21 protein-coding genes are annotated in these 26,526 nt (G+C 66.1%); 10 read left to right on the forward strand and 11 right to left on the reverse strand.

What is annotated here, in order from left to right:
- Positions 1-166: 166 nt before the first annotated feature.
- The 3 genes from M2336_RS05430 (at position 167) to M2336_RS05440 (ending at position 1,902) form a co-directional block, all read left to right on the forward strand.
- Positions 167-682, forward strand: a complete 516-nt coding sequence (locus M2336_RS05430) for a ubiquinol-cytochrome C chaperone family protein (RefSeq protein WP_181560721.1) — start codon at positions 167-169, stop codon at positions 680-682.
- A 4-nt stretch (positions 683-686) separates the two neighbouring features.
- Positions 687-1,235 carry a YceD family protein gene (locus tag M2336_RS05435; RefSeq protein WP_264574245.1) on the forward strand — a complete coding sequence of 183 codons (549 nt, stop codon included), beginning with the start codon at positions 687-689 and terminating at the stop codon, positions 1,233-1,235.
- Positions 1,236-1,614: 379 nt separating this feature from the next.
- Positions 1,615-1,902, forward strand: coding sequence for a hypothetical protein (locus M2336_RS05440; protein ID WP_264574246.1), 288 nt, complete (start codon positions 1,615-1,617; stop codon positions 1,900-1,902).
- Between the two features lie 102 nt (positions 1,903-2,004).
- Here the strand turns inward: M2336_RS05440 and M2336_RS05445 are convergent, their stop codons facing one another.
- Complete coding sequence (locus M2336_RS05445; RefSeq protein ID WP_264574247.1) at positions 2,005-2,433, reverse strand: GFA family protein; 429 nt, start codon at positions 2,431-2,433, stop codon at positions 2,005-2,007.
- Positions 2,434-2,481: 48 nt separating this feature from the next.
- Here M2336_RS05445 and dinB point away from each other — a divergent pair, with 48 nt between their 5' ends.
- Complete coding sequence (gene dinB / locus M2336_RS05450) at positions 2,482-3,579, forward strand: DNA polymerase IV (RefSeq protein WP_264592633.1); 1,098 nt, start codon at positions 2,482-2,484, stop codon at positions 3,577-3,579.
- Here dinB and M2336_RS05455 read toward each other — a convergent pair.
- Both M2336_RS05455 and M2336_RS05460 read right to left on the reverse strand, forming a co-directional pair.
- The gene (locus M2336_RS05455) at positions 3,576-5,156 is read right to left on the reverse strand and encodes an SLC13 family permease (protein ID WP_264592634.1); all 1,581 of its coding nucleotides are present in this window, start codon (positions 5,154-5,156) and stop codon (positions 3,576-3,578) included. The genes dinB and M2336_RS05455 overlap by 4 nt on opposite strands.
- A 105-nt stretch (positions 5,157-5,261) precedes the next feature.
- A complete protein-coding gene (locus tag M2336_RS05460) occupies positions 5,262-5,870 on the reverse strand; it encodes a flavodoxin family protein (protein ID WP_264592635.1) in 609 nt (202 codons plus the stop codon).
- A 140-nt stretch (positions 5,871-6,010) separates the two neighbouring features.
- Between M2336_RS05460 and M2336_RS05465 the strand changes: the two genes are divergently transcribed.
- Together M2336_RS05465 and M2336_RS05470 are read left to right on the forward strand one after the other, a co-directional pair.
- Positions 6,011-8,350 (forward strand): prolyl oligopeptidase family serine peptidase, encoded by a 2,340-nt coding sequence (locus tag M2336_RS05465; protein ID WP_264592636.1) that lies wholly within the window; start codon positions 6,011-6,013, stop codon positions 8,348-8,350.
- A 50-nt stretch (positions 8,351-8,400) separates the two neighbouring features.
- Positions 8,401-8,976: a hypothetical protein gene (locus tag M2336_RS05470; RefSeq protein ID WP_264592637.1), complete on the forward strand. Its 576-nt coding sequence runs from the start codon at positions 8,401-8,403 to the stop codon at positions 8,974-8,976.
- Positions 8,977-8,993: 17 nt separating this feature from the next.
- Here the strand turns inward: M2336_RS05470 and M2336_RS05475 are convergent, their stop codons facing one another.
- Both M2336_RS05475 and M2336_RS05480 read right to left on the reverse strand, forming a co-directional pair.
- Positions 8,994-9,395 (reverse strand): YidH family protein, encoded by a 402-nt coding sequence (locus M2336_RS05475; RefSeq protein WP_264574253.1) that lies wholly within the window; start codon positions 9,393-9,395, stop codon positions 8,994-8,996.
- 11 nt (positions 9,396-9,406) lie between these two features.
- A complete protein-coding gene (locus M2336_RS05480; protein ID WP_264574254.1) occupies positions 9,407-9,937 on the reverse strand; it encodes a DUF421 domain-containing protein in 531 nt (176 codons plus the stop codon).
- Between the two features lie 85 nt (positions 9,938-10,022).
- Here M2336_RS05480 and guaA point away from each other — a divergent pair, with 85 nt between their 5' ends.
- The 4 genes from guaA to M2336_RS05500 all read left to right on the forward strand — a co-directional run bounded on the left by guaA (position 10,023) and on the right by M2336_RS05500 (position 18,165).
- A complete protein-coding gene (guaA, locus tag M2336_RS05485) occupies positions 10,023-11,603 on the forward strand; it encodes a glutamine-hydrolyzing GMP synthase (RefSeq protein WP_181560712.1) in 1,581 nt (526 codons plus the stop codon).
- Between the two features lie 365 nt (positions 11,604-11,968).
- The gene (locus tag M2336_RS05490) at positions 11,969-14,818 is read left to right on the forward strand and encodes a TonB-dependent receptor domain-containing protein (protein ID WP_264574255.1); all 2,850 of its coding nucleotides are present in this window, start codon (positions 11,969-11,971) and stop codon (positions 14,816-14,818) included.
- Between the two features lie 58 nt (positions 14,819-14,876).
- Positions 14,877-16,478: a carboxylesterase/lipase family protein gene (locus M2336_RS05495; protein ID WP_264574256.1), complete on the forward strand. Its 1,602-nt coding sequence runs from the start codon at positions 14,877-14,879 to the stop codon at positions 16,476-16,478.
- The gene (locus M2336_RS05500; RefSeq protein WP_264574257.1) at positions 16,471-18,165 is read left to right on the forward strand and encodes a tannase/feruloyl esterase family alpha/beta hydrolase; all 1,695 of its coding nucleotides are present in this window, start codon (positions 16,471-16,473) and stop codon (positions 18,163-18,165) included. Before M2336_RS05495 ends, M2336_RS05500 begins: the two co-directional genes overlap by 8 nt.
- A 250-nt stretch (positions 18,166-18,415) precedes the next feature.
- Here the strand turns inward: M2336_RS05500 and M2336_RS05505 are convergent, their stop codons facing one another.
- The 6 genes from M2336_RS05505 to M2336_RS05530 are packed head-to-tail and all read right to left on the reverse strand — an operon-like array spanning position 18,416 to position 26,282.
- On the reverse strand, positions 18,416-19,162 hold the full coding sequence (locus tag M2336_RS05505; RefSeq protein WP_264574258.1) for a response regulator: 747 nt from the start codon (positions 19,160-19,162) through the stop codon (positions 18,416-18,418).
- Positions 19,159-21,828 (reverse strand): sensor histidine kinase, encoded by a 2,670-nt coding sequence (locus tag M2336_RS05510; protein ID WP_264574259.1) that lies wholly within the window; start codon positions 21,826-21,828, stop codon positions 19,159-19,161. The genes M2336_RS05505 and M2336_RS05510 overlap by 4 nt, the downstream gene beginning before the upstream one ends.
- Positions 21,825-22,415, reverse strand: a complete 591-nt coding sequence (gene kdpC, locus M2336_RS05515; RefSeq protein WP_264574260.1) for a potassium-transporting ATPase subunit KdpC — start codon at positions 22,413-22,415, stop codon at positions 21,825-21,827. Before kdpC ends, M2336_RS05510 begins: the two co-directional genes overlap by 4 nt.
- An 11-nt stretch (positions 22,416-22,426) precedes the next feature.
- Positions 22,427-24,460 carry a potassium-transporting ATPase subunit KdpB gene (kdpB, locus tag M2336_RS05520; protein WP_264574261.1) on the reverse strand — a complete coding sequence of 678 codons (2,034 nt, stop codon included), beginning with the start codon at positions 24,458-24,460 and terminating at the stop codon, positions 22,427-22,429.
- 13 nt (positions 24,461-24,473) lie between these two features.
- Complete coding sequence (gene kdpA / locus M2336_RS05525; RefSeq protein WP_264574262.1) at positions 24,474-26,177, reverse strand: potassium-transporting ATPase subunit KdpA; 1,704 nt, start codon at positions 26,175-26,177, stop codon at positions 24,474-24,476.
- 15 nt (positions 26,178-26,192) lie between these two features.
- Positions 26,193-26,282 carry a potassium-transporting ATPase subunit F gene (locus tag M2336_RS05530; RefSeq protein WP_181560703.1) on the reverse strand — a complete coding sequence of 30 codons (90 nt, stop codon included), beginning with the start codon at positions 26,280-26,282 and terminating at the stop codon, positions 26,193-26,195.
- Positions 26,283-26,526 lie beyond the last annotated feature (244 nt).

A 26,526-nucleotide genomic window follows, 5' to 3' on the forward strand; every position in this document is an offset into this window, starting at 1 on the left:
GCCAATCATGCGGTCAAAAACCGGACATCCAATCAAAAAGCGTCGCATCGCCTAACCCGCCCATTGCATTGCCAGCCGCCGCAATCAATATGCAAGTGCTGGCGCGGGCCAATGGTTGATCGGTCCCGTCCGCGCTTTCCTGTGCCGCCGCAAAGCTGAACCGAGCATGAGCCTCTTATCCACTCTGTTTTCCCGCAAGGATGATCGCGCCTATCTGCGCCCGCTGTACGAGGCCGTCGTCGCGACGGCGCGGGAGCCGCATTGGTATATGGAAGGCGAGGTGGCGGACACGCTGGATGGCCGATTCGACATGGTGGCGCTGGTCCTCTCGCTGGTGCTGCTGCGACTCGAGGCGCTGGAGGCCACCAACGATTCGGCGCGGCTGACCGAGCTGTTCATCGACGATATGGATGGGCAGATCCGCCAGATCGGCTTTGGCGATGTGGTGGTGGGCAAGCAGATCGGCCGCATGGTCGGCGCGCTCGGTGGCCGGCTTGCCGCCTATCGCGCGAGCTTGCAGGGCGAGGCTTCATTGAGCGAGGCGCTGGTGCGCAACCTCTATCGCGGCGAGGCGCCGGCGGCGGATGCGCTGGCCTATGTCGAAGCACAGGTACGCATGCTGGCCGCGACGATCAACGCATGCAGCCGCGGCGCGCTGCTGGCCGGCCAGTTGCGGGGGTGATGCCGTGAGCGAAGCGACGTCAGGCGCCGCGCCGGAATTTTCCCGCATTCTGCGCCTCAACGAACTGGGCGACGGGCGGCGGGACCGCACCGTCGAGGCCGATGCCGCAGAGCGGGCCGCGCTCGCGCGCCGCTTTGGCCTGCGCAGCCTCGATCGGCTGGAGGCGCAGGCGCATGTCGTGCCGGATGCCGGTGGCTGCCGGGTGACCGGGCGCGTGCGCGCCTCGCTGGTGCAGGCCTGCGTCGCAACCGACGAGGATGTCCCCGCAGAGCTCGACGTGCCGATGGACGTGCGATTCGTGCGCGGTCTCGACGAGAACGGCGAAAGCGACGCGGAAGAGATCGAACTGCGCGAGGAAGATTGCGATATCCTCCCGCTGGAGGACGAGCGAATCGATCTTGGCGAAACGGTCGCGCAGACGCTGTTCCTGAACCTCGATCCCTATCCCCGCGTGCCGGATGCCGACGCCAAGCTGCGCGCGCTGGGCGTGCTGAGCGAGGAAGACGCCGGACCTTTCGCGGCGCTGAAGGGCTTGAAGCTTGGTGGCGCCTAGGACGCGCACAGAATCTCGCCCGGATGGATTGTCCGCTATTAAGCGGTCTAGAATACGCGACCAACGGCTAAATGGGTGTGGGAAGCGGTCTTCGCCAAACTACGCCGTTCGTGCTGAGTTGGTTCTGAGTAGCGCCGCAGGCGCGTAACGAAGAGCCGTATCGAAGCATCGCAGCGCACTGCCGGTCCTTCGATACGCCGCTTCGACAGGCTCAGCGGCTACTCAGGACGAACGGAGGGGATGACCACAATAACGTCGTTGGCTGTCAGGCCTCTTTCTAGCCCGCGGCCTCTCTAGCTGCCAGGCAGATTGCAGACTGCCGCCGGCTTGAACGAAAGGATGGTAGAAAGAGGACTTTCTGGCATGTAGCGTGGTGGCCATGTCCCTTCCGCCTCGCATCCTCCTCCACTCGCCGGTTTCCAATGACCTGGTTCTGGCCCAGTTTGTAGAAGAGTGCCTGAAAGACTGCGTCCGTCTCATCGCGATTGCTGGCGAGGATGCCGACAAGCTAGAGTTGCAAGTCGATACGCTCGTTGTTGGTGACGGGTCCGATAAAAGCCGCTTCCTATTCACCTCAGCGCACCCGAATGAGCCGCTGAGCGACGTGCGGGATTTCGCTTCCGAGTGGTTTTGCGACCGGGACGGATTTCTCGAAGTTCGGCTCTGAGCCAAATGTCAGTAAAGGCATAGACTCCGGTCAGCCCGCCTCCGGAAAATGAGCACAGCAGCCGCCGTTCTACAAACCTTGGACCTTGCCCACGCCGCCTAGCTACGCCCCGTCCGCCGGGATGAACCGCAACACGCCCGCGATCCGCGCGACGCCGGTGTCGGAGGGATGCGACACCCCGTCATTCACGATCACCTCGGCAAAGTCGAACGGGCTGATGCCCGACAGGCAGGCGACATTGACGCCATATTCATGGGGGTTCGAGCGGCGCCGGTGGTGGGTGTAGATGCCGCAGGTTCCGCAGAAATGGTGCTGCGCGGTCCCGCTGTTGAAGGTGTAGCAGCGCAGCGCCTCCTCGCCCGCCGTCACCTGCAGGTCTTCGATCCGGGCGGAGACCGCGATGGCGCCGCGCATCCGGCAATATGAGCATGTGCATCGGCGTGCCGAGCGCAGGCCGTCCTTCAGGCGCACGTGAAAACGCACCGTGCCGCAATGGCAGGCGCCATCGATCTCAGTGACATTCAGGTCCATGCTTCGTTCCTCTTTCGTTCGCGCGGTTGCCATGGCATAACAGGGAGCATGGCGCAGACGCCCGAGCAGGATCGCAAGATCATCCATATCGATATGGACGCCTTTTATGCGTCGGTCGAGCAGCGCGACGATCCGGCGCTGCGCGGCTTGCCGGTGGCTGTCGGCGGCGGCGGGCCGCGCGGCGTGGTGGCAGCGGCGAGCTATGAGGCGCGCGTGTTCGGCGTGCGCTCGGCCATGCCGGGCGGCAAGGCGCGCCGGCTCTGCCCGGAGCTCATCTTCGTGCGGCCGCGCTTCGAGGCCTATCGCGCCGTCTCGCAGCAAATTCGTACGATCTTCGAGCGCTTTACCGACATCATCCAGCCGCTCTCGCTGGACGAGGCCTATCTTGATGTGACGCGCAACAAGCCCGGCGTTGCCTCCGCCACTTATGTCGCGCAGGAAATCCGGCGGATGATTCGCGAGGAGACGGGGCTGACCGCCTCGGCCGGCGTTTCGTGCAACAAGCTGATTGCCAAGCTCGCATCGGACCAGAACAAGCCCGATGGCCTGTGCGTCGTGCGGCCCGATGAGGCCGAGGCGTTCATGGCGGCGATGCCGGTGTCGCGCATCCATGGCGTCGGCCCGGTGACGGCGCGGCGCATGGCCGCGCTGGGCATTCATAGCGGCGCGGACCTCAAAGAGTGGCCGCTGCCGGCGCTGCAGCGCCATTTCGGCAAGGCGGCGGCCTTTTACTTCGGCGCGGCGCGCGGGCTGGACGAGCGCCCGGTGCGCGATCGGGAGTCGCGCAAGTCGATCAGCGTGGAAGATACCTTCGCCAGCGACATCGGCGCGGAAGGCCTGTTGCTGGCGGAGCTGGAGAAGATCGCCGCGCGCCTGTGGAGCCGGGTCACCGCGAGCCGGGCCTTGGGGCGCACCGTTACGCTCAAGATCAAGCTGGGGGATTTTCGCATCCTCACCCGCTCACGCTCGCTGCCCGCGCCACCGGGCGATGCAGAAGATCTGTTCGCGATCGGCGCCGATCTGCTCCGCGCGCAACTGCCGCTGCCGGTCGGCGCGCGGCTGCTGGGGCTCGGGCTCTCAAACCTCATCGATCCCGAGCGCGAAGAGCCGGACGAGACGCCCCAGCTCAGCCTCGCCTTCGGTTAGAAACGCAGGCCGAGCGCGACGCCGCCGAGCAGCCAGCAGAAGAAGGTGATGAGCACGATGCCGACGAGGTTCAGGATGAACCCGCCGCGGACCATCTGCCCCATGGTGACCGCCCCGGTGCCGAACACGATGGCATTGGGCGGGGTGCCGACCGGCAGCATGAAGGCGAGCGTGGCGGCGAAGGCTGCGGGGATGAGCAAGGTCATCTGATCGGCCCCGATGCCGAGCGCGACGGCACCGAGGACGGGGATGAAGGTGGCGGCGGTGGCCGTGTTGCTGGTCACTTCGCTCAGGAAGACGATGAGCGTCACGACGGCGATGACGAGGAGCAGGATCGGCAGCGTACCAAGCCCGCTCACCTGCGCGCCCAGCCAGCCATCGAGCCCGCTGGCGACAACCTCCCCCGCAAGGCTGAGGCCGCCGCCGAACAGCACCAGCACGCCCCAGGGCACGCCGCTTTCGGCATCCTTCCAGTCGAGCAGCATCTGCCCTCGGCCTTCGCCGGGCAGCAGAAACAGCGCCAGGCCGGCGGCGAGTGCAATGGCATTGTCATCGAGGCGCCCGAACCAGCCCAGATCGGCCTTGCTGCCGAGAATGGCGCCGACCACGCCGGGCACGACCCAGAAGAAGACCGCGCAGCAGAAGACGAGGGTCACCAGCAATTCGCTGCGGCTGAACCGGCCGAGGCCGGCCAGCTCCCGGTCAATGAGCGCGCGGCCGCCCGGCACCTCGCCGAAGGTGAACCGATAGAAGACCCGCGTCATCAGCAGCCACGCAATGAGAATGAAGCTGAAGGCAATCGGCACGCCGACCAGCATCCAGTTCAGGAAATCGACCTGCCGGCCCAGTTCCTTCTCGATATAGCCGGCCACGATGGCATTGGGCGGGCTGCCGAGCAGCGTGCCCACGCCGCCCATGCTGGATGACCAGGCAATGGCGAGCATCAGGCACGCGCCGAAATTCGCGAGCTCCCTGGGTGCCACGGCGGATGCGCCATCGCAGGCGAGTGCCCCGGTTTCGTCGCGGCGATCACAGACCAGCGTGAGAACGGAGAACGCAATCGGCAGCATCATGAGCGTCGCCGCCGTGTTGGAGACCCACATGGAGACAAAACCCGTCGTCAGCATCAGGCCCAGCACGATCTGGCGCGGGCTGGTGCCGACCCGGCGGAGCGTGAGCAACGCGACGCGGCGGTGGAGCTGCCATTTCTGCATGGCGATGGCGAGCAGAAAGCCGCCGAGGAACAAGAAGATGATCGGGCTGGCATAGGGCGCCGCAACCTGCGCGACGCTGCGGTCGCTCGCCATGGGGAAGAGCAGGATCGGCAGCAGTGCGGTAACGGCGATCGGTGCGGCCTCGGTGATCCACCAGAGCGCCATCAACGTCGCGACGGCGGCGACCCAGCGGCCCTCCGGCGACAGACCCTGCGCATCGCCCAGCGTGAGCCAGACCAGCGCTGCGCCGGCCAGGCCGAGCGCGCGCAAGGTCCAGATCTTGCGGGGCGAGCGCGCGGTCGTGGCATGGTCGCCATCGCCCTGCTGCCCGGTCGGTTCACTCTCTTGCGATGATGGTGCCACCTTGCCCCCGCTCCCTGTCCCGCGCGAATGTGCGGCAGGAGCGGCGGCGTGGCAAGCCGCTCCCGGCTGGAATGCCGACTGGGGTGGCGGCTGGCATCCGGCCTGTCAGCCGGGGTAGGGGCTATCCTTCAGCAGGCCCGCGAGGTGCGCGGCATTGGATGCCACCATGCCGGCGGTCTTGCTCACCGGTTCGGGTGTCGACTTGAGGTCCTTGAAATCCGTGCTCCCCATCGCCTCGCCCACCCAATAGCAGGCGGCGACGGCGGGGATCGTCCAGCCGACATCGTTCATCGCCTGGAAGAGCTGCGCGCTGGAAAAATGGGCACCATCCTCATTGCCGACAATGGCGGCGACGGCGACTTTGCCGTAGCTCGGCATCCGGCCCGCATCATCCGTCTCGCTCAGAAAGGCGTCCATCCGCTCCAGCACGCGCTTGGCGATGCTGGAGATCTGCCCCATCCAGATCGGCCCGCCGAAGATCAGGATGTCGTGTGCCAGGATTTTCTCGCGCAGGGCTGGCCAGTCATCGCCCTTGCCTTCATCGGAGGTGACGCCGGGCAGGATGTTGAGCGCGGCAACGCGCACGGTTTCGCTCAGTGTCACATCATGTTCGGCGAAGGCGTCGGCCAGAACCGCGATCATCGCGTCCGTCGATGAGGGTTCGCTGCTATCGGCTTTCAGGGTGCAGTTGAGGGCGAGGGCCTTCAGGGTCATGCTGGTGCTCCGTGTCCGTCCCCCCCCTTCACACAACACCCCAGCCCCCAGAGAGTTCACCGCCCTGTCCTGCGCCATTGCACGCGGGCGGCCGCAGGGCTATCGCGCGCCGCAAGCCCGTTTTCCCAAGGGCATTGAGGATGTTGGCCGTTTCCTTTCGCCTGCCTGTTGCCGCCCTGCTGCTGGCCTTCATGGCGCTGCCCGTGCAGGCGCAGCCGGGCGCTGCTGCGGCCGAGGACGCCGCCGTCGTCATCACGACGGACGCAGCCGCGGGTCGGGCCGTGGATTCTGCCGCTAAGCCGGGTGCGCTGCGGATCGGCCCGGCGCCCCGCCTGCCAGCGCTTCGCTACCCGCAAGCCCGCCGCCTCGACCTGACCGAGACGCATTTTGGCGTGCCCGTCGCCGATCCCTATCGCTGGCTGGAGGGCGACCCGCGCCACGATGCCGATGTGCAGGCGTGGATTGCGGCGGAGAATGAGACCACCTTCCGCTACCTCAAATCCTTGCCGGGCCGGGAGGCGTTGCGCGCCCGCATGGCGACGCTGCATGGCTATGAGCGCTTCGGGAATCCGCGCAAGGCTGGCGAGCGCTATTTCTATACGCGCAGCAAGGGCGAGAATTTCTCGCCCATCTATGTGCGCGAGGGCGTGAATGGGGCGGAGCGTCTGCTGATCGATCCCAACAGGCTCTCCACCGATGGCTCGGTGGCGCTCGCCGAGTGGCTGCCTTCGCGGGACGGGCGCGCGCTGCTGCTGGCGCTTCAGGAGCGGGGCAGCGACTGGCGGACCGTGCGGGTGCTGGATGTCGAGAGCGGCGCCCTGATGCCTGACCAGGTGGCCTGGGTCCGCTATTCGGCGCTGGCCTGGAATCACGAGGGCAACGGCTTTTATTATGCGCGCTTTGCCGCGCCGACCGAGGGCGGGCGTGATCCCTCGTTCGAGAACCAGCAGGTCTGGTTTCACACGCTGGGCACAGAGCAGGCGCAGGACCGGCTGGTCTATGCCACGCCGGATCGGCCCCGGCTGCTTCACCGCGCCGAGGTGACGGCGGACGGTCGCTGGCTGCTGATCAGCTCGAAAATGGGCACCGAGCAGACCGCCGAACTGGTGCTGATCCCGCTGACCGTGCCGGACGCCCGGCCCGTGACGCTGGTGCGGGGGCTGCGCAATGCGTGGCAGATGATCGGCCAGCTTGGCGATCGGCTCTATTTCCGCACGGACGCAAGGGCGCCCAACGGACGGATCGTGACCATCGATGCCGGTCACCCGCGCCGCCGCCCGGCCGAGGTCGTCGCGGAGCGGCCGCAGACGCTGGCCGGTGGATCGATGATCGGCAGCCGGCTCGTGCTTGCGTACATCGTGGATGGGCGAATCGTCGCGGAAATCACGGATCTCGCCGGCAAGCGTCAGGGCGATGTGCCGCTGCCCGGGCTGGGCGCAGCCGCAGGCTTCAGCGGCCGGCCCGGCGATCCGGAAACCTTCTACGCCTTCTCCAGCTTCACCCAGCCGCCGACGATCTACCGCTTCAATGTCGAGACCGGCGAAACCAGCATCTTCGCCCGCTCCGCGCTCGGCTTCGATCCGGCGGATTATGTGACGGAGCAGGTCTTCTACCCCGCGCGCGATGGGACGGCGGTGCCGATGTTCATCGTGCGGCGGCGCGCCCTTGCCGACTCGGGCACGCCTGCGCCGACGCTGCTCTATGGCTATGGTGGCTTCAATGTCGCGCAAACGCCCAGCTTCTCGCCCACCCGCTTTGCCTGGGTCGAGAAGGGCGGCGTGCTCGCCATTGCCGGTGTGCGGGGCGGCGGGGAGTTCGGCAAGGCCTGGTACGATGCCGGGCGGGGCGCCAACAAGCAGACGACCTTCGATGATTTCATCGCAGCGGCCGAATATCTCAAAGGCCAGGGCTACACCGGCGACAACCAGCTGGCCATTGAGGGGCGCTCCAATGGCGGCCTGCTGGTGGGGGCCGTGGTGAATCAGCGGCCCGACCTGTTCGCCGCCGCCCTGCCGGGTGTCGGCGTGATGGACATGCTGCGGTTCGACCAGTTCACGGCCGGCGCCTTCTGGGTGGACGATTATGGCCGGCCCGACCGGGAGGCGGATTTCCGCACGCTGCTGGCTTATTCGCCCTATCACAATATCCGCAGTGAGGCGGACTATCCCGCCATTCTGGTGACCACGGCGGATAGCGACGACCGGGTGGTGCCCGGCCACAGCTTCAAATATGCCGCAGCCCTGCAGGCGGCGCCGCTTGGCGAGAGGCCAAGGCTGATTCGCGTGGACACCGGCACAGGCCATGGCATCAATCGCCCGACCGACAAAATCGTGGACGAATATGCGGATATGTACAGCTTCGCGGCCTATTGGACCGGCCTGACGCTACGGCAGCGGTCTGGCCGCTCCAGCGCTCCGACAGATGGCGCCAGTGCGGGCTCGGCCGCTATTCAGCCCGCGCTCATCGGCCCGGTGCGATAACGCTCTGGCCGGCGATGCTGTTGCCGGTGTTGCCAGGAAGCGATCCGCCGATGAACGTTCACTCCAAACTTGCCTTGGCCGCTGCGGCCGGGGCGATGGTCATGGGCTCTGCGACGCCCGCCTCTGCGCGCGGCTATGACGGCCGCTGGGATCGGTATCCGCGCCATCATCGCGGCCATGACAATAGCGGCACCGTCATCGGCGCGATCATCGGTGTCGGGCTGATCGCAGCGATCGCGACGGCGGCTGCCAGGCAGCGCGATGCGGAGCGCTATCCCACGCGCCGCCCGGGCGATCGCGGTTATGATCCGCGCTATGATGATCGCGCCGGCGACTATCGCAATGACCGCTATGACGACGGCTATGATGGGCGCCCCGCGGGTCAGGCGCTGGACGATGAAGACGCGGCGGTCGACGCCTGCGCCATCGCGGCGCGCGATCAGGCCTCGCGCGACGGCAATTATGCCGAGGTGCGGGACATCACCGGCGCGCGGCCATTCGGTTCCGGCTGGGATGTGACCGGCACGCTGAGCATGCGGTCGAACTTCAGGGCCGGCGAAGGCCGCCTGCGCAGTTTCCGCTGCATCTGGGACGATGGCCGGGTGGACGGCGTCACCTTCGGCTGACCCTGACCGGACCGGTCTCAGATCAGCAGCCAGATGGCCAGCATCAAGCCGCCGGTCGTGATCACCAGCGCGCCGGCGAGCAGACGCAGGCGGGCCGGTTGGAGCGCTGCCGCGCGATCCGGCTCCAGCCGCTCGCGGATCGCCATGGCCCGCCGGGTCGCCAGAATGAAGATGACGATGGCGACCAGCATGAAGCTGCTGGCGATCGTCTTGGGGACCCAGGCCGGTTCAAGCGTGTGAAAGAGCGCGCGGAAGCCAAGGCCGATGCCGATGGCGGCGAGCCCTGTTCGCACCCAGCTGGCGAAGCTGCGCTCATGGGCAAGGACGGTGCGATCTTCGGCGAAGTCCAGTCGATCTTCCGTCCGGGCATTATCGTCCGACAGCGTGTCTTGGGAGCGTTCGCGAGGGTCTTCATCCATGTCCAAGCCTGCTATTCGGAGAGCCCGACAAGCAGATCATCCGGCCCGTCCGAACGGCCGATGACACTCATGCTCCCGTCGGTCTCCAGCACGACCCCGGCGACCTGCGCCCGCCGTCCGAAGCCGGCGCTGCGGATGGCCGCGTCGATCTCCGCCCGAGTGACGCGCTCGGCTGCCATGGCGCGCTCAAGATATGCACCATCGCGCAGCAGCAGGCGCGGCTGGCTGCGCACCAGCCCGCTGAAGGTGGATGAGGCGACAGACAGGCGCGACACCAGCCATTGCAGACCGGCCAGCATCGCAAAGGCCAGCACCCCTTCCGCCAGGGCGACATCCTGCGTGAGCAACACGGTTGCGAGCGTGGAACCCAGTGCGACCGTCACCACCAGATCGAACGCGTTAAGCTTGGAAAGGGCGCGTTTCCCCGCCATTCGCAACACGAAGACGAGCAGCGCATAAGCGAGCACGGAGATGACCGCCACGCGCACGAGGCCGAAGAGATCGTCGAACAGCATGAAGAGGTAACGAGCCCGAGGCCACAAGTCTCCCGCGCGCCTGATCTCTCTTGCCCATCTATGTTGCCCGCCAAGGCTGGACAGGTTCCATGGCGCGGATTATCCGCTGCCCATGTCAGCACATTCCTCAGCTCACCCCGATTCCATCCTCATCGTCGACTTCGGCAGCCAGGTGACGCAGCTCATTGCGCGTCGCGTGCGCGAAGCCGGGGTCTATTCCGAGATCGCCCCGTTCACGCAGGCGCTGGCCGCCTTCCAGCGGATGAAGCCGCGCGGCATCATTCTCTCCGGCTCGCCCGCCAGCGTGTGCGACGAGGGCAGCCCGCGCGCGCCGCAGGAGCTGTTCGAGAGCGGCCTGCCGATCCTCGGCATCTGCTACGGCCAGCAGGTGATGAGCCACCAGCTCGGTGGTGAAGTGCGGCCCGGCCATGAGACGGGCGAGGGCGGCGAGTTCGGCCGCGCCTTCCTTACCGTCACCGAGCCCTGTGTGCTGTTCGACGGGCTGTGGGAGACGGGCGAGCGCCATCAGGTGTGGATGAGCCATGGCGACAAGGTGACGAAGTTCGCGCCCGGTTTCCGCATCGTCGCGACCTCGGACGGCGCCCCCTTCGCGCTCATCGCCAATGACGAGAAGCGCTATTATGGCACCCAGTTCCACCCCGAGGTGGTGCATACGCCCGACGGCGGCAAGCTGATCGCCAATTTCGTGCGCCATGTCTGCGGCTGTGCCGGCGACTGGACGATGGCGGAATTCCGCGCGACAAAGATCAAGGAAATCCGCGAGCAGGTCGGCTCGGGCCGGGTGATCTGCGGCCTGTCCGGCGGCGTGGATTCAGCGGTTGCCGCGGTGCTGATCCATGAGGCGATCGGCGAGCAGCTGACCTGCGTATTCGTCGATCACGGCCTGATGCGCCACGCCGAGGCCGAGCAGGTCGTCAGCCTATTCCGGGGGCATTACAACATCCCGCTGGTGCATGTGGATGCGAGCGAGACCTTCCTCGGCGGCCTCGCCGGCGTCACCGATCCGGAAGCCAAGCGCAAGTTCATCGGCAAGGCGTTCATCGACCTGTTCGAGGAGGAAGCCCGCAAGATCGGCGGCGCGGATTTCCTCGCGCAGGGCACGCTCTACCCGGACGTGATCGAGAGCGTCTCGTTCACCGGCGGGCCGAGTGTGACGATCAAGAGCCATCACAATGTCGGCGGCCTGCCTGAGCGCATGAACATGAAGCTGGTCGAGCCGCTGCGCGAACTCTTCAAGGATGAGGTGCGCGATCTGGGCCGCGAGCTTGGTCTGCCGGACATCTTCGTCGGCCGCCATCCCTTCCCTGGGCCCGGCCTCGCGATCCGCATCCCCGGTGAGGTGACCCAAGAGCGCTGCGACGTGCTGCGCAAGGCGGACGCCATCTACCTCGAGGAAATCCGTAACGCCGGGCTCTATGACGCGATCTGGCAGGCCTTCGCGGTGCTGCTGCCAGTGCGCAGCGTCGGCGTGATGGGCGACGGGCGGACCTACGACAATGTCCTCGCCCTGCGGGCGGTAACCTCCACCGACGGCATGACGGCCGACATCTACCCCTTCGACGCCGCCTTCCTCAGCCGCGTGGCGACGCGGATCATCAACGAGGTGCAGGGTATCAACCGGGTGGTGTACGACTATACCAGCAAGCCGCCGGGCACGATCGAGTGGGAATGAGATCGGCATAAGCTACGCACGGGTATCTTGCTAAATTCCCAGAGGCCGCGAGCCTCCGGGTTGGCTTTTATCTACGCGCGAATTAACGATCCCGGCGGCTCGGCGGTGATCGTGACAGCTTGATGCCGTCCCGCCTCCAATTACGCCGACAAATAATGGCCGTTGACCGAAAATTCCGGCTCAGAAAATTGGCGTGATTTCAACGGAAAGCACCAAAATCTGCCGCCAGCGCCCACGCTATTTGTTGAAGTTTCTACATCATATATTGACATCTCAACAACATTTGACAGATAATGGTCTGCAATCGATTGAATCGAGCATGCTCGCCAGGGAGGCGGGCGCAATTGTCCGAAAGAGGGGATGTTATGAACGAGCGAGTCTCAGCCAAAACGCGCGGATTGCGCGATTCTCTGCTGATCACGGCAGCAATCTGTGCGGTGGCGGCAAGCGTGCCGGCGATGGCGCAGGACGCGCCCCAGGCCGATGAGGCCGACGCCGAAAGCATCGTGGTTACCGGCACGCGCCTAAGCGCCACCGGCTTTACCGCGCCGACGCCGGTCACGGTGATGGATGCGGACCGGATCGCAAAGATCGCGTCGCCCACCGTCGGTGAGGCGCTGGCCCAGCTGCCGTCCTTCCGGCCGTCCAGCACGCCGAACACGCAGAACATCTTCCCGGCCAATGCCGGCGCCCGCATCTCGGATCTGCGCGGTCTCGGTGCCTCGCGCACGCTGGTGCTGCTCGATGGCCGGCGCTTCACGCCCAGCACCTCGACCGGCAGCATCGACCTCAACATGATGCCGACCCTGCTGATCCGCAGCACGGAAATCGTCACCGGCGGCGCGTCGGCTGCTTATGGTTCGGACGCTGTCTCGGGCGTGATCAACCTGCGTCTCGACACGCGTCTCGATGGGCTCAAGGCGACGGCCGGCTACGGCGTGACCGATCGCGGCGATGGCGACCAGTATTTCTGGCAGATCGGCGCGGGCAAGCGCTTCGCCGATGATCGCGGTCGCTTCATCTTCGGCGCCGAGTATAACAAGGACGAAGGCACCGGTGGCTGCTACACCCGCGATTTCTGCGGCAATGAAGTGGGCGACCTGACCAACGTGCCGGGCCTCGGCGGTCGTCCCGCTCACAACATCATCACCGGCATGCGCACCGCGACACTGACCCCGGGCGGCCTTATCACCGCGACCATCAACGGCGCAGGCACGTCCACGCCGGCGCGCGGCGGCGTGCTGGACGGCATTCAGTTCGGCCCCAATGGCTCGCCCACGCAGTTCGTCTACGGCCAGAACGCCAGCGGTCTCTTCCAGCAGGGCGGCTCGGGCGAAGGCCTCAACGCCTTCTTCGACGATCCGCTCCTCTCCATCCCGGTGACGCGCTACAACACCTTCGCGCATCTGGAATATGAGTTCTCGCCAGCCTTCACCGCGTTCCTCGAAGGCAGCTACGGCCATGTCGATGGCTTCACGCGGGGCCCGGAAATTCGTGCGGCTTCCAACATTGCCGTCGACAATCCCTTCCTGCCCGCCTCCATCCGTACCACGATGCAGAACAACGGCATCGCCGCGATCAGCGTTGGTAAGCTCGGCGTCGACTTCGGCCGCATGGACAGCACGTCGATCCGCGACACCTATCGCATCGTCGGCGGCGCACAGGGCGATCTGGGCGGCGGCTGGTCATGGGATGCCCATGCGCAATATGGTGAGACGGCTTACAAGCAGAACACCATCAACAATCGCATCAATGCGCGCTACGCCAATGCCGTCGACGCGGTGGCCGGCCCCAATGGCCCGATCTGCCGGATCAATGCGGACAGCAATCCCAACAATAACGATCCGTCGTGCGTCGCGCTCAACATCCTGGGTCAGGGCCAATATTCGCAGGCCGCGAAGAACTACGCCTTCGGCACCACCTGGCAGGACAACAAGTACACCCAGCTTGCTGGCGCTGTGAACATCAACGGCACGCCGTTTGAGACCTGGGCCGGCCCGGTCGCCTTCGCGGTCGGTGTGGAAGGGCGTCGCAACACGCTCGACATCAGGGTCGATCCGATTTCGGCCGCCAACGGCTTCTACGTGTTCAACCAGACGCCGTCGGCCGGTAACACCAGCGTTGTCGAAGGCTATGTCGAGCTGGGCGTGCCCCTGCTGCGCGAGAGCGCTGTCGGGTCGCTGGACCTGAACGGCGCGATCCGCCAGGCCCATTACAAGAACGAAGGCGCCGCAGGCAGCAACACGTTCAACGCCACCACGTGGAAGGTCGGCGCGACCTACAAGCCGGTCAACTGGGCGATGCTGCGGACGACCTACTCGCGCGACTTCCGTGCGCCCAACACGTCCGAGCTGTTCACGACGCCCGTCAGCGGGGTCGGCGTGTTCTATGATACGGTCAAGGGCGCCGAGAAGTTCATGAACGTGCTCACCGGCGGCAATGTCCGGCTGCGTCCGGAAACGGCCAACACGTTCACCGCTGGCTTTACCCTGCAGCCGCAGGGCGCATTGCAGGGCCTGCGCTTCTCTGCCGACTACTATAACATCCGCATCAACGATGCGATTGCCACGCTGTCGGCGCAGGTCATCCTCAACACCTGCAACACGACGGGTGCTGCCGATGTCTGCTCGCTGGTCCAGCGCGACGCCAACAACTTCGTGGACACGATTTCGGTTCTCTTCCTGAACCTCAATCGTCAGCAGCTGCGCGGCGTCGACTTCGAGGCAGGCTACAACCTGCCGTTCGGCGGTGAGCGTTCGGTCGATTTCCGGCTGCTCGCCACCCACACGATCGACTTCACCAACAGCGCCCTGCCGGGCATCGATCGCGCCGGGGACAACAGCGCGTCCGGTATCCCGTCCTGGATCCTTGATGGCATGGTGAGCCTCGATATGGGTCGCCTGGGTGTGAACCTGCAGGGCCGCTATCTCTCGAGCGGTAAATATGATGCGACGCTGATCGGCCCGGAAGATGCCGGTTACAGCATCACCCTGCCCAACAGCATCAACACCAACCGCGTGCCGTCGCGCTTCTACACGAACGTCGGCGTGACGTTCGACCTGATGAGCGAAGGCAGCAAGAAGGTTGAGCTGTTCGCCAACGTCTACAACCTGTTCGACGTGATGCCGCCGCCCTACTGGAACGGCAACAACAACGCCGTCTACTACGACAATGTCGGGCGCCGTTACCGCATGGGCGCACGGGTCGTCTTCTGATCAAATCCTGAAAGCCCCGACCTCGGCCGGGGCTTTCGCTTTTTAAGGAGAGGGCGCAATGCGCGAGGATGCTTTTCCGGCCAAAGGCATCAGCCGCCGGGCTTTTTCGATAAGCTGTGCGGCGGGGCTGGGCGGACTGCTTGCCCGTCCCGCGCTGGCCGCAGCGGCACCGATCGCAACGACCACGCACGGGCAGGTCCGCGGGCGGTGCGAATATGGCGTCAATGTATTCCGCGGCATTCCCTATGGCGCCTCGACGGCGGGCCGGAACCGATTTGCCGCCCCGCAGCCGCCTGCGGCGTGGAGCGGCGTGCGCGATGCGCTCGACTATGGCCTGCGCAGCCCGCAACTGCCCGATGGGCCGGACGGGCCGGGCTTCTCCTCATGGCGCGAGCCGAAGGCCTCGGGCGAGGATTGCCTCGCGCTCAATGTCTGGACCCCGGGCCTTGCCGACGGGAAGAAGCGCCCGGTGATGGTGTGGCTGCACGGCGGCGGCCTGGCGGTGGGCTCGGGCGCGACGCCGGTCACCGACGGGCGCAATCTGGCGGCGCGGCAGGATGTCGTCGTCGTCGCCGTCAATCACCGGCTCAACCTGTTCGGCTATCTCTATTTCGGCGATCTCACCCGCGATCGCAGCGTCGCCGCCAATCCGGGGCAGCTCGATATGGTCGCCGCCCTGCAGTGGGTGCGCGACAATATCGCCGCGTTCGGTGGCGATCCGCAGAATGTGACGATCTTCGGCCACTCCGGCGGCGGCCTCAAGGTCGCGGGGCTGATGGCGATGCCGGCGGCCAAGGGGCTGTTCCATCGCGCGATCCTGCAGAGCGGCTTTGGCACTACCACTGTCGCGCGCGACGAGGCGGAGCGCATCACTGCCTCCCTGTGCAAGGCCGTGGGCGTGCGGGCCGGGGACGTGGAGGCATTACGCGCCATCCCCATCGAGCGCCTGCTGGCCGGCCTGCAGGAGATCACCGGCGGCAATCCGGTGCGCGGGCCGGGGCTGGTCGCCGATGGCACCGTCGTGGCGCGGACACCGTTTGCGCCCGATCTTCCGGCGGTCTCGCCCGACATTCCGGTGATGGTCGGCCATACCAGTGCGGAGACGACCGTGCTGTTCCCGCCGCCCGGCGCCTTCGATCTCGACTGGACAAATCTGCCGGCGGCGCTGGAAGGCCGCGTGGCATCGCCTGCGCCGCTGATCGAAGGGTTCCGCAAGCTGCACCCCAAGGCCACGGCGAGCGACATCTTCTTCGCCATCACGACCGAGGCCGGCATGGGCCGCAATGCCCGCATCGTCGCGGAAACCCGCGCGGCGGGCGCGACGAAGCCGGCCTATGCCTATCTCGTCAACTGGCAGTCCCCGGCGCAGGGCGGGCGGATGCGCAGCCCCCACGGCATCGAGGTGCCGATGGTGTTCGATATGGTAACGGAAAGCTATGGCAGCGTCGGCGAGCGCATGGCCAATGCCAAGCATCTGGCCGACGGCATGAGCCGCTATTGGGCCAATTTCGCGCGAACCGGCGATCCGAATGGCGATTGCCTGCCGCTCTGGCCGGCTTATGGACAGGACCAGCGGATGACGATGATTTTCGACACTGAGTATGCCGCCAGCGCCGATCCGCTCGGTGCCGAGCAGACGCTGATTGCCCGCTATGCCTGAGGCCTTCCCGGTCCGGGCTGTGACGTCCGCTCGCCCTGCCACGCAGGCCGTGCTGGCTATCCTGCTGCTTGTGCTGTCAGCCCTTGTCGCCGCGCCGCACGCTATGGCCGCGCCGAAGAGCGAGGCCACGCCGTTCACGCTCCCGGCTCGCCCGGCCAGTGCGCCGCAAATGCCCTGCGGTGACCTCGTCAAGCCGGTCTCCCAGCAAGCGGAGGACATCGTCTATCGCGTGCGTTCGGCGACGGTGGAAGGCGCCAGCGCGGCGACACCGGGCGTCTGCCTCGTCAAGGCTTATACGGCGCCGCAGACCGAGTTTGAGCTCCGACTGCCGATGGCCGGCTATGCCGGGCGGTTCCTGCAAGGGGGCTGCGGGGGCATGTGCGGAGTCATCGGCCGCGAGGTGACGCCGCTCTGCAGCAACGCCCATATCGCCGATGGCAGCTTTGCCGTCGCCTTCAACAATGGCGGCCATCACAGTGCCGGCATCGGCGATGGCACATGGGCGGTCGGCGCGCCGGAATTGCGGGAGCAGTTCGCGCACAAGGCGGCCCATGCCGTTGCCGTTGCCTCCAAGGCGATCGTTGCGCAATTTTACGGCGCGCCGCCGGCTTACAGCTATTTCGTCGGCTGCTCGGGCGGCGGGCGGGAAGCCTTGATGGAGGTCCAGCGCTATCCGGATGACTTCGATGGCGTCGTGGCCGGCTCGTCGGTCGCCATGCCGGCGGCGATGCAGCTCTTCCTGTGGGAAGCGCAGCAGGGGCTTTATCCCGATGGGCGCGAGATTTTCACGCCGCAGGCTGTCGACCTGCTGCACGCCGCCGTCATCAAGGCCTGCGACGGGCTGGATGGCATCACCGATGGCCAGATCGACGATCCGCGCCGCTGCCGATACGACCCGGCAAAGCTCGCCTGCCGTCCGGGCGCGTCGGGGCAGGCCAATTGCCTCAATGCCGGTCAGGTTGCCGCTGCCCGCGCTTATTATCGCGGCCCGACCGATGTCGGCGGTCAGGCGCTCTTCCCCGGCGGCGCGCCTTATGGCGCCGAACTGGGCTGGGTTGGCCGCGGCGCGCCGACGCAGACGGGCAAGTTCGCGGCACAATCCTTCCTGCAATATCTGCTGCTGCAAGGCGAACTCCCGGCCGACTTCACCTGGCGCGACTGGACCTTCTCCCGCGAAAGCCTGCAGCGGCTGCTCAAGGGGGGCGAACTCTACGATGCCGGCAACCCGGACCTCTCGGCCTTCCGCGACGCGGGCGGCAAGCTGCTGATGTGGCAGGGCGTTGCGGACAATGCCGCCGGCGCTTATGGTATGCTCGACTATTATCAGGCCGTGCGCGACCATGCCGGTGGCCTGGACGCGGCCCGCGCCTTCGCCCGCATGTTCCTCGTGCCCGGCGGTTATCACTGCGCGGGCGGCTATATCCCCTATGATCAGGATTTCCTGGGCGCGGTGGTGCTGTGGGTGGAAGAAGGCAAGGCGCCGGACACCGTGGTGGCCAGCGCGCGCCTTGACGATGGGGTGGTACGCCATCGGCCGCTTTATGCCTATCCCATGCTCACCCGTTACCGGGGCGGCGATGTGAATGCCGCGACGTCTTTCGAGCCGGTCGCGCCGAAGACGGAGCCGCAAGACGGCTTCGACTGGCCCGGCTCCCACGCCAAGACGCGCCCGTTGACCGGGCGTTGATCCGCGCGCGGCGGGCCAGGAGGGTGGATGGAATCACAACGCGTGATACCGCCGCGATCTGATAAGCTGCCGGCCTGCGCGAGGAGACGCTGGTCACGGTTGTCATGAGCGTCTCCCGCCCCGACGAACGTCTGCTGCTGATTGGCGATGCACTGCTGTGCCCATGCAGTGAGCGCAAACGAGCCGCAGCTCTGGCGCAGATCGGGGAGGCAGCCGCGCTGGATTGATCCGGCAGCGGTTTGCCCGTTCCTTATCCGCCGAGCCTCGCCGCTGTGTCTCCTGCGGCGAACTCCTCTGTCTCGCCTTCCACATTGAAGCGCAGACGATAGCCGATGCCAAGCTCGTTGCCGATGATCCGGGGACGCTGGGGATCGGCTTCCAGCTTCTGGCGCAGCGTGCGGACGAGCACGCGCAGATACTCCACATGATGCGCCTTTTCGTGCGGCCAGGCATGGGCCATGATCTGCTGATGCGTGATCACGCGGCCGGGGAATTTGGCGAGCTGGGCGAGCACGGTATATTCCTTGGGCGTCAGGTGCACTTCTTTCCCCGCCTTCAGCACGATCCTGTTGAGAAGGTCGATTTCCACGTCGCCCGCCCGCACCATGGACACGCCGCCCTCCTTGGCCATGCGATTGCGCAGCGCCACGCGCACGCGCGCCAGCAGCTCGTCGGTATCGAACGGCTTGGTCAGATAATCGTCGGCACCCAGATCGAGCGCGGCGACCTTCTGGTCCGTCGCGTCGCGGGCTGACACGATAATCAGCGTCGTGTCCGACTGCTGTTTGAACAGCGGCACCAGTTCGAGGCCGTCGCGGTCGGGCAGTCCCAGATCGAGGAGGCTGATGTCCGGCCGCTCCTCTTTCAGCTTCTCCATCGCTTCACGCGCATTCTCCGCTTCGACGATGGCGTAATCGGCGCGGGCCAGCGCGGTGTGGATCAGCTTGCGGATATGCGGCTCGTCATCGACGATCAGCACCTTGTGACGGACGTTCATAGCAGATCCTCGTGGGGGACGTCGGAGATGATCAGCGCCTGCGGGATCATGATCGTGAAGGCGGCGCCGCGCGGCTCGGCATTGTTGGCGGCGGACACCGTCAGGCCCATGGCCTCGGCAAAGCCTTTCACGATGGCAAGGCCAAGGCCGGTGCCATGCTTGGCCCGGTCGGAGCCTTCCAGCCGCGTAAAGGTATCGAACACCCGCGCTTCTGCACCCGCCGGAATGCCCGGCCCTTCATCGACCACCGACAGGGCGATCGCATCGGGCAGGCGCTGGCCGCGCACGATCACGGGCGTTCTGGGATGAGCATAGCGGCCGGCATTATCCAGCAGGTTGATGAGGCAGTGGTGAAGCAGCGTCGGGTCGACACGAACCAGCGGAATGTCGGGCGCGATCTCCACCTCGACCGCATGGCCCTGCAGGGACTGGCGCGTATCATGCACGGCGCCGGCGACAGCATCAAAGAGGTCGGTCGGCTCGACCTTGAGCGGCAGGGCGCCCGCTTCCACCCGCGCCATGTCCAGCAGGTTGGCGACGAAGCGGTTCAGCCGTTGCGCTTCGGCATCGACGGTATCGAGCAGATCGGAGGGATGCTGGCGTTTCAACTCGTGGACGGCGGAGAGGATGGTCGTCAGCGGCGTCCGCAAATCGTGGCTGACCGAGGAGAGCAGCGCCGAGCGCAGCCGGTCGCGTTCCCTGATCTGGTGCGCATCGAGCATTTCCTGCTCCAGCGCCATGCGATCGAAGGCGATGGAGGCCTGATCGAGCAGGCTCATCAGCAGCGGAACCTGATCGGACCGCAGCGGCGGCCCGGCGTCTTCGCGGGCCAGACCTAGCACGCCGAGCACGCCGCGCTTGGTCCGCAGCGGATGGAACAGCCAGTCCGACGCGGTGAGCGTGGAGGATCCGCGCCCGGCCGGCTGCTCATTGTCCATCGCCCATTGCGCGGCGGCCTTCTCGATCTGTTCGAGCCGATCCTCCGGTGGCACCGCTGCGCGCAGTTGCGGCCCATCGCGTGACGGGAGCAGCAGGACGGTGCGCAGCTGGAGCAGGCGGCCGACTTCCGCGCAGATGGCGTGCATCAGCTCCTCCTGGCTCGCCGAGGCGGTGAGCTGGCGCGAGAACCCTGCGAGCGCCGCGTTCTGGCGCGCGCTGGACTGGGCAAGATCGGCCTGGGCGCGGACGCGCGCGGCGAACTGGCTGGTCACGATCGCCACACCCAGCAGAACAAGGATGCTGACGACATTCTCAGGATTATTGACCGTCAGCGTGCCGGTCGGCGGCAGGAAGAAGAAATTATAGGCGAGGCTCGAAAGCAGGCCGGAGACCAGCCCCGCCCGCAGGCCATAGCTGGCGGCGGCGAACATGACGGGCACGAGGTACATGAGCGCGATATTGCTGAGGTCGATCGCCTCGATGAGCAGCCTGCCGAGCGCCGTCATCGCGGCGATCATCACCGCCGACCAGAGATAGTGGGACGGTTTACCCCATCCCTGACGAAAACGCTGGCGCACCGCCTGCGGGCCGGGCGTGACGGCATCGCCGGGCAGGACATGCACCGCGACATCCCCGATCTCGCGCACCAGCTTGTCGACAACGGAGCCATGGCGCAGCTCGAACCACCAGGGGCGCGCCGATTTGCCGATCACGATCTGGGTCGCGCGGGCGTCGGCCACATAATCTTTCAGCCCCTCGACGACGGACGTCGCAGGGATCGTCGCAGTCGTGGCGCCGAGGCGGGATGCGAGCGCCATGGTGTCGGCCAGTTGCTCCCGCTCTTTGGGGGTAAAGGAGAGGCTGCGCTGCGTCTCGATATGGACGGCGGACCAGGGCGCCTTGAGCGCATCGGCGAGCCGCTTGGCCGCGCGGACGAGGCCCTGCGCGCTGGTGACTTCACTGATCGCGACCAGAACGCGTTCGCCCGCCGCGAAGCTGCCGGCCAGGGCATGGGCGCGCACATAATCGAGCATCTGGGCATCGACGGCCTGTGCGGCGCGGCGCAGTGCCATCTCGCGCAGGGCTGCGAGGTTGGACTTCGAGAAGAAATGGTTGAGCGCGCGGCTCGCTTCCTGCGGAATATAGACCTTGCCCTCTTTCAGGCGCTCGATCAGCTCGTCCGGCGGAATATCGACCACCTCGATCTCGGCCATTTCGAGGATGGAATCGGGCACGGTCTCGCGCACATGGACGCGGGTGAAGGAGGCGACGACGTCGTTGAGGCTCTCGACATGCTGGATATTGACGGTGGAATAGACGTCGATGCCCGCATCCAGCAGCTCCTCGACATCCTGATAGCGTTTGGGATGCCTACTGCCCGGCGCATTGCTGTGCGCCAGCTCATCCACCAGCACGAGCTGGGGGCGGCGCGCGAGGATGGCGTCGATGTCCATCTCGCCGAGCCGGTGCCCCTTATGCTCGACGGCGCGGCGGGGGATTACCTCATGCCCGATCAGCAGCGCCTCGGTCTCCTTGCGGCCATGGGTCTCGACGACGCCGACCACGACGTCGATGCCGGCCGTGAGCCGCTGCATACCGTCGGTCAGCATCTCGTAGGTTTTGCCCACGCCCGGAGCAGCCCCGAGGAAGATCTTGAGACGGCCGCGACCCTCCTGCGTCGCCTGACGCAGAAATGCTTCCGGATCGCGGCGGTCTGGATCGCTCATGACGGCGTGGTAGCGCCGTTTCCGTCCAGACGTCGATTGATTTCCAGCACATTGACGCGCGGCTCACCCAGAACACCGAGCAGCGGTTGTTCGATGCTCTGGTCAACGAGGGACCGGACCCTGGCTGCGTCCCAGCCGCGCGCACGGGCAATCCGGTCCACCTGATAGTAGGCCGCCTGCGGGGTGATGTGCGGATCGAGGCCTGAGCCGGATGCCGTGACCAGATCGGCCGGCACCGCCTTGCCGGCATTGGTCCGTTCCAGCGTGGCTATGTCCGCCTGCACACGGTCGATGAGCGCGCGGCTGGTCGGGCCGAGGTTCGAGCCGGAGGATGCCATGCCATCATAGCCGTTGCCCGCCGCCGAGGGGCGGGGGTGGAAATAGCGATCCGCCGTGAACGCCTGCCCGATCAGGCGCGAGCCGACCGGCTTGCCCTTCTGTTCTACCAGGCTGCCATTGGCCTGTGACGGAAAGATTAGCTGGCCGATGCCGGTGAGCGCGAGTGGATAGGCGAGCCCCAGCAGGAGGGCGAAGAGCGCTGTCATGACCAAAGCCGGTCTGAGCGCGGTGAGAATGTCCTTGTTCATGCGTCTGTTCCTCAGGCCAGGCCAAGGCCGTTGACGGCCAGGTCGATGAGCTTGATGCCGGCGAAGGGCGCGATCAGGCCGCCCAGGCCGTAGATAGCGAGATTGCGCGCCAGCAGCGGCCCCGCGCCGATCGGCTTGTAGGTCACGCCCTTGAGCGCGAGGGGCACCAGAAACGGGATGATGAGGGCGTTGAAGATGATCGCTGACAGGATGGCGCTCTGCGGCGTCGCGAGGCCCATGACGTTGAGCACGCCCAGCCCCGGATAAAGCACGACGAACATGGCCGGGATGATCGCGAAATATTTGGCGACATCATTGGCGACGGAGAAAGTGGTGAGCGCACCCCGGGTCATCAGCAGCTGCTTGCCGAGGCCGACGATCTCGATCAGCTTGGTGGGATCGCTGTCGAGATCGACCATGTTGCCTGCCTCGCGCGCCGCCTGCGTGCCGGTGTTCATGGCGACGCCGACATCGGCCTGCGCCAGCGCGGGCGCGTCGTTGGTGCCGTCACCGCACATGGCGACGAGCCGGCCGCCTTGCTGCTCCTTGCGGATCAGCGCCAGCTTGTCCTCCGGTGTCGCCTGAGCCAGGAAATCGTCGACCCCGGCCTCGGCGGCGATCGATGCGGCGGTCAGCGGATTGTCGCCGGTGATCATCACCGTGCGGATGCCCATATTGCGCAGTTCGCCGAAACGCTCGCGGATGCCCGCCTTCACGACATCCTTGAGGAAGATCGCCCCCAGAAGCTGGCCATCCTTGGCGACCGCCAGCGGCGTGCCGCCGGCCCGGGCAATCTCGTCGGTGATGCGCCGCAGTTCCGCCGCCGCGGGGCTTTTGTCCGGGCCTGCCATGGCATTCAGGACCGCATCGACAGCGCCCTTGATGACCGTGGTGTCGCCCGTGACCACGCCGGAAATCCGGGTTTGCGCGGTGAAGGGGATCACCTGCGCATCGGCCGGCAGGGCTCGGGCTGCCTCACCGAATTTCTCGCGCGCGAGCGCCACGATCGAGCGGCCTTCCGGCGTCTCATCGGCCAGACTGGCCAGCAGGGCGGCTTCGGCCAACTGGGCCGGCGTCGCCCCGCCGACTGGCCGGAATGCCGTCGCCTGCCTGTCACCGACCGTGATCGTGCCGGTCTTGTCGAGCAGCAACACATCGATGTCGCCCGCAGCCTCCACCGCACGGCCGGACTTGGCCAGCACATTGAAGCGCACAAGGCGGTCCATGCCGGCGATGCCGATCGCCGAGAGCAAAGCGGCGATGGTCGTCGGAATGAGCGTGATGAGAAGGGCCGCAAGGATCGACACCGGAATGGCGCCGCCGGCATAGCTGGCGAAACCGGGAATGGTGCCGACCGCGATCAGGAAGATGATGGTGAGGCCGACCAGCAGCAGCGTCAGCGCGATTTCGTTCGGCGTCTTCTGCCGTTCGGCGCCTTCCACCAGCGCGATCATGCGATCGAGAAATCCCTGGCCGGGATTGACGGTGACGCGCACTTGGATCTCGTCCGAGATGACGCGGGTGCCCGCCGTCACCGCCGACCGGTCGCCGCCCGCCTCCCGGATGACCGGGGCGGACTCGCCGGTGATCGCGGCCTCGTTGACCGAGGCGACGCCCGCGACGACCTCGCCATCCGATGGGATGAGACCGCCGGTCCCGACCAGCACGGTGTCGCCGACCCGCAATGCGCTGGCCGGCACGGTCTCGACCTCATGACCGTTCTTCAGGCGTTTGGCGGTGAGGTCCGCCTTGGTCGCCCGCAGGGACGCCGCCTGCGCCTTGCCGCGACCTTCGGCCAGCGCTTCGGCAAAGGTGCCGAACAGGACGGTCAGCCACAGCCAGATGACGAGCTGGAGCTTGAAGCTGGCGGCAAGGCCATCCTGACCGACGATGAGCAGCACCGTCAGGAGCACCGCCACTATGGCGGTCGTGAACATCACCGGATTACGGATGAGCTGGCGCGGGTTCAGTTTGCGGACCGAGTCCATGATCGCCGGGACGATCAGATCGGTCTTGAAGAGCGATGGGGACGCTTGGCGTGCCATGGAGGGGCTCCAATCAGAAAAGCTGGCCACGGATCATCGCGAGATGATCGGCGATGGGGCCAAGGGCGAGGCTGGGCAGGAAGGTGAGGCCGCCGACGATCAGCACGATTCCCACCAGCAGGCCGGTCCAAAGCGGCCCGGTGGTCGGAAAACTGCCTGCCGTCTCCGGCGTGTAGGTCTTCGCCGCCAGCCCGCCGGCAATCGCCAGCATGGGCACGATGACGAAAAAGCGGCCGACCCAGATGGCGACGCCCAGCATGCCGTTGTAGAAAGGCGTGTTGGCCGAGAGCCCGGCAAAGGCCGATCCATTGTTCGCAACCGCGCTGGTGAAGGCGTAGAGAATCTCGGAAAAGCCGTGGGGTCCCTTGTTGAGCGGGCCGGCCAGCCCGGCCGCGGTGACCGAGGCGATGGCGGTGAAGCCCAGGATCATGAGCGGCAGCACCGCGATGGCGAGAACGGCGAGCTTGACCTCGCGGGCCTCGATCTTCTTGCCGACATATTCCGGGGTTCGCCCGACCATCAGGCCTGCGACGAACACTGCGAGGATGGCGAACAGCAGGAAGCCATAGATGCCGGCGCCCACGCCGCCGACGACAACCTCACCCAATTGCATGTTGAAGAGCGGGATCAGGCCGCCAAGTGCGGTGAAGCTGTCATGCATCGCATTGACCGCGCCGCAGGAGGCCGCCGTGGTGACGACGGAAAAGAGCGCGGAGGCGGCGATGCCGAAGCGGACTTCCTTGCCCTCCATATTGCCGCCGGCGATGCCGAGGCTGTGCAGGATGGGGTTGCCCGTTGCCTCCTGCCAGTAGGTGATGGTCGTTCCGGCCAGGAAGAGCAGCATCATGGCGGCAAGGATCGCCCAGCCCTGGCGACTGTTCCCGACAGCCTTGCCGAAGGTGTAGGTGAGGCCCACCCCGATCACGAAGATCGAGAGCATCTGGACGAAGTTGACGAGCGCCGTCGGGTTCTCGAACGGATGCGCGGAGTTGGCGTTGAAAAAGCCGCCGCCATTGGTGCCGAGCATCTTGATCGCTTCCTGCGAGGCGACCGGCCCCAGCGCGAGTGTCTGCCTCGCACCTTCCAGCGTCGTTACATCGACTGACCCCGCCAGCGTCTGCGGCACGCCGCTCGCGATATAGAAGAGCGCGATGACGCAGCAGAGCGGCAGCAGCAGATAGAGCGTCACCCGCGTCACATCGGCCCAGAAATTGCCGATGCCCTTGGCTTCCCGCCGCGCGAACCCGCGGAACAGCGCAAAGGCCAGCGCGATCCCGGTCGCTGCCGACAGGAAGTTGTGGATCGTCAGGCCGAGCATCTGGCTAAGGGGCGACATCGTCGACTCACCGCCGTAATTTTGCCAGTTGGTGTTGGTCGCAAAGCTGATTGCCGTGTTGAAGGCGAGCGGCTGGCTCACCCCCGGATGGCCCAGCGGGTTGAGGGGCAGCACGCCCTGCAAGCGCAGGATCGCATAAGTGAAGACCAGCAGCGCCGTGTTGAACAGGAGCATGTGGACGGCATAGCGGCGCCAGCCCTGCTCTTCCTGCGGGTCGATGCCCGCCAGCCGGTAGAAGCCGCGCTCCAGTGGCCCGAGCAGGCCATGGAGCGGCGTCTGCCGCCCTTCATACAGCGCGAAGAGCCACAGGCCGACGGGTTTGGCCAGTGCCAGCAAGATGCCGACAAAGACGAGGATCATGATCCATCCCTGAACTGTCATGATGTCGCTCCCGGATCAGAAGCGTTCGGGGCGTGCGAGCACGGCCACCAGATAGAAGAGCAGGCCGACCGCGGTCGCAGCGGCCAGCCAATGGTCGATAGTCATGGTCGCCTCCCTCACGCCTTGTCGCACAGCGCCGCGTAACCGAGCGTTGTGGCCAGCAAGCCGAGGGTGAGCCCCAACCAGAGCATGTCCTGCATGATCATTCTCCTGCACGACGTCCGAGACCGCAGGAGATGCGGCGCCGAATCATGTGCCGCAGGTCAAATAAGGCAGAGCCGCATTTGAATTCGAGAGACAGGAAAGGCGATCCGCATAGTATTTGCATATGAATCGCGCAGGTCTGGGG

It is taken from the genome of Sphingobium sp. B1D7B (assembly GCF_025961965.1).
In the GTDB taxonomy this organism is placed as follows: domain Bacteria; phylum Pseudomonadota; class Alphaproteobacteria; order Sphingomonadales; family Sphingomonadaceae; genus Sphingobium.

Coding starts and splice junctions, on each gene's coding strand:
- M2336_RS05430 (WP_181560721.1), top strand. CDS start 167: ATGAGCCTCTTATCCACTCTGTTTTCCCGCAAGGATGATCGCGCCTAT.
- M2336_RS05440 (WP_264574246.1), top strand. CDS start 1,615: ATGTCCCTTCCGCCTCGCATCCTCCTCCACTCGCCGGTTTCCAATGAC.
- M2336_RS05445 (WP_264574247.1), bottom strand. CDS start 2,433: ATGGACCTGAATGTCACTGAGATCGATGGCGCCTGCCATTGCGGCACG.
- dinB (WP_264592633.1), top strand. CDS start 2,482: ATGGCGCAGACGCCCGAGCAGGATCGCAAGATCATCCATATCGATATG.
- M2336_RS05460 (WP_264592635.1), bottom strand. CDS start 5,870: ATGACCCTGAAGGCCCTCGCCCTCAACTGCACCCTGAAAGCCGATAGC.
- M2336_RS05465 (WP_264592636.1), top strand. CDS start 6,011: ATGTTGGCCGTTTCCTTTCGCCTGCCTGTTGCCGCCCTGCTGCTGGCC.
- M2336_RS05470 (WP_264592637.1), top strand. CDS start 8,401: ATGAACGTTCACTCCAAACTTGCCTTGGCCGCTGCGGCCGGGGCGATG.
- M2336_RS05475 (WP_264574253.1), bottom strand. CDS start 9,395: ATGGATGAAGACCCTCGCGAACGCTCCCAAGACACGCTGTCGGACGAT.
- guaA (WP_181560712.1), top strand. CDS start 10,023: ATGTCAGCACATTCCTCAGCTCACCCCGATTCCATCCTCATCGTCGAC.
- M2336_RS05490 (WP_264574255.1), top strand. CDS start 11,969: ATGAACGAGCGAGTCTCAGCCAAAACGCGCGGATTGCGCGATTCTCTG.
- M2336_RS05495 (WP_264574256.1), top strand. CDS start 14,877: ATGCGCGAGGATGCTTTTCCGGCCAAAGGCATCAGCCGCCGGGCTTTT.
- M2336_RS05500 (WP_264574257.1), top strand. CDS start 16,471: ATGCCTGAGGCCTTCCCGGTCCGGGCTGTGACGTCCGCTCGCCCTGCC.
- M2336_RS05505 (WP_264574258.1), bottom strand. CDS start 19,162: ATGAACGTCCGTCACAAGGTGCTGATCGTCGATGACGAGCCGCATATC.
- M2336_RS05510 (WP_264574259.1), bottom strand. CDS start 21,828: ATGAGCGATCCAGACCGCCGCGATCCGGAAGCATTTCTGCGTCAGGCG.
- kdpC (WP_264574260.1), bottom strand. CDS start 22,415: ATGAACAAGGACATTCTCACCGCGCTCAGACCGGCTTTGGTCATGACA.
- kdpB (WP_264574261.1), bottom strand. CDS start 24,460: ATGGCACGCCAAGCGTCCCCATCGCTCTTCAAGACCGATCTGATCGTC.
- kdpA (WP_264574262.1), bottom strand. CDS start 26,177: ATGACAGTTCAGGGATGGATCATGATCCTCGTCTTTGTCGGCATCTTG.
- M2336_RS05530 (WP_181560703.1), bottom strand. CDS start 26,282: ATGACTATCGACCATTGGCTGGCCGCTGCGACCGCGGTCGGCCTGCTC.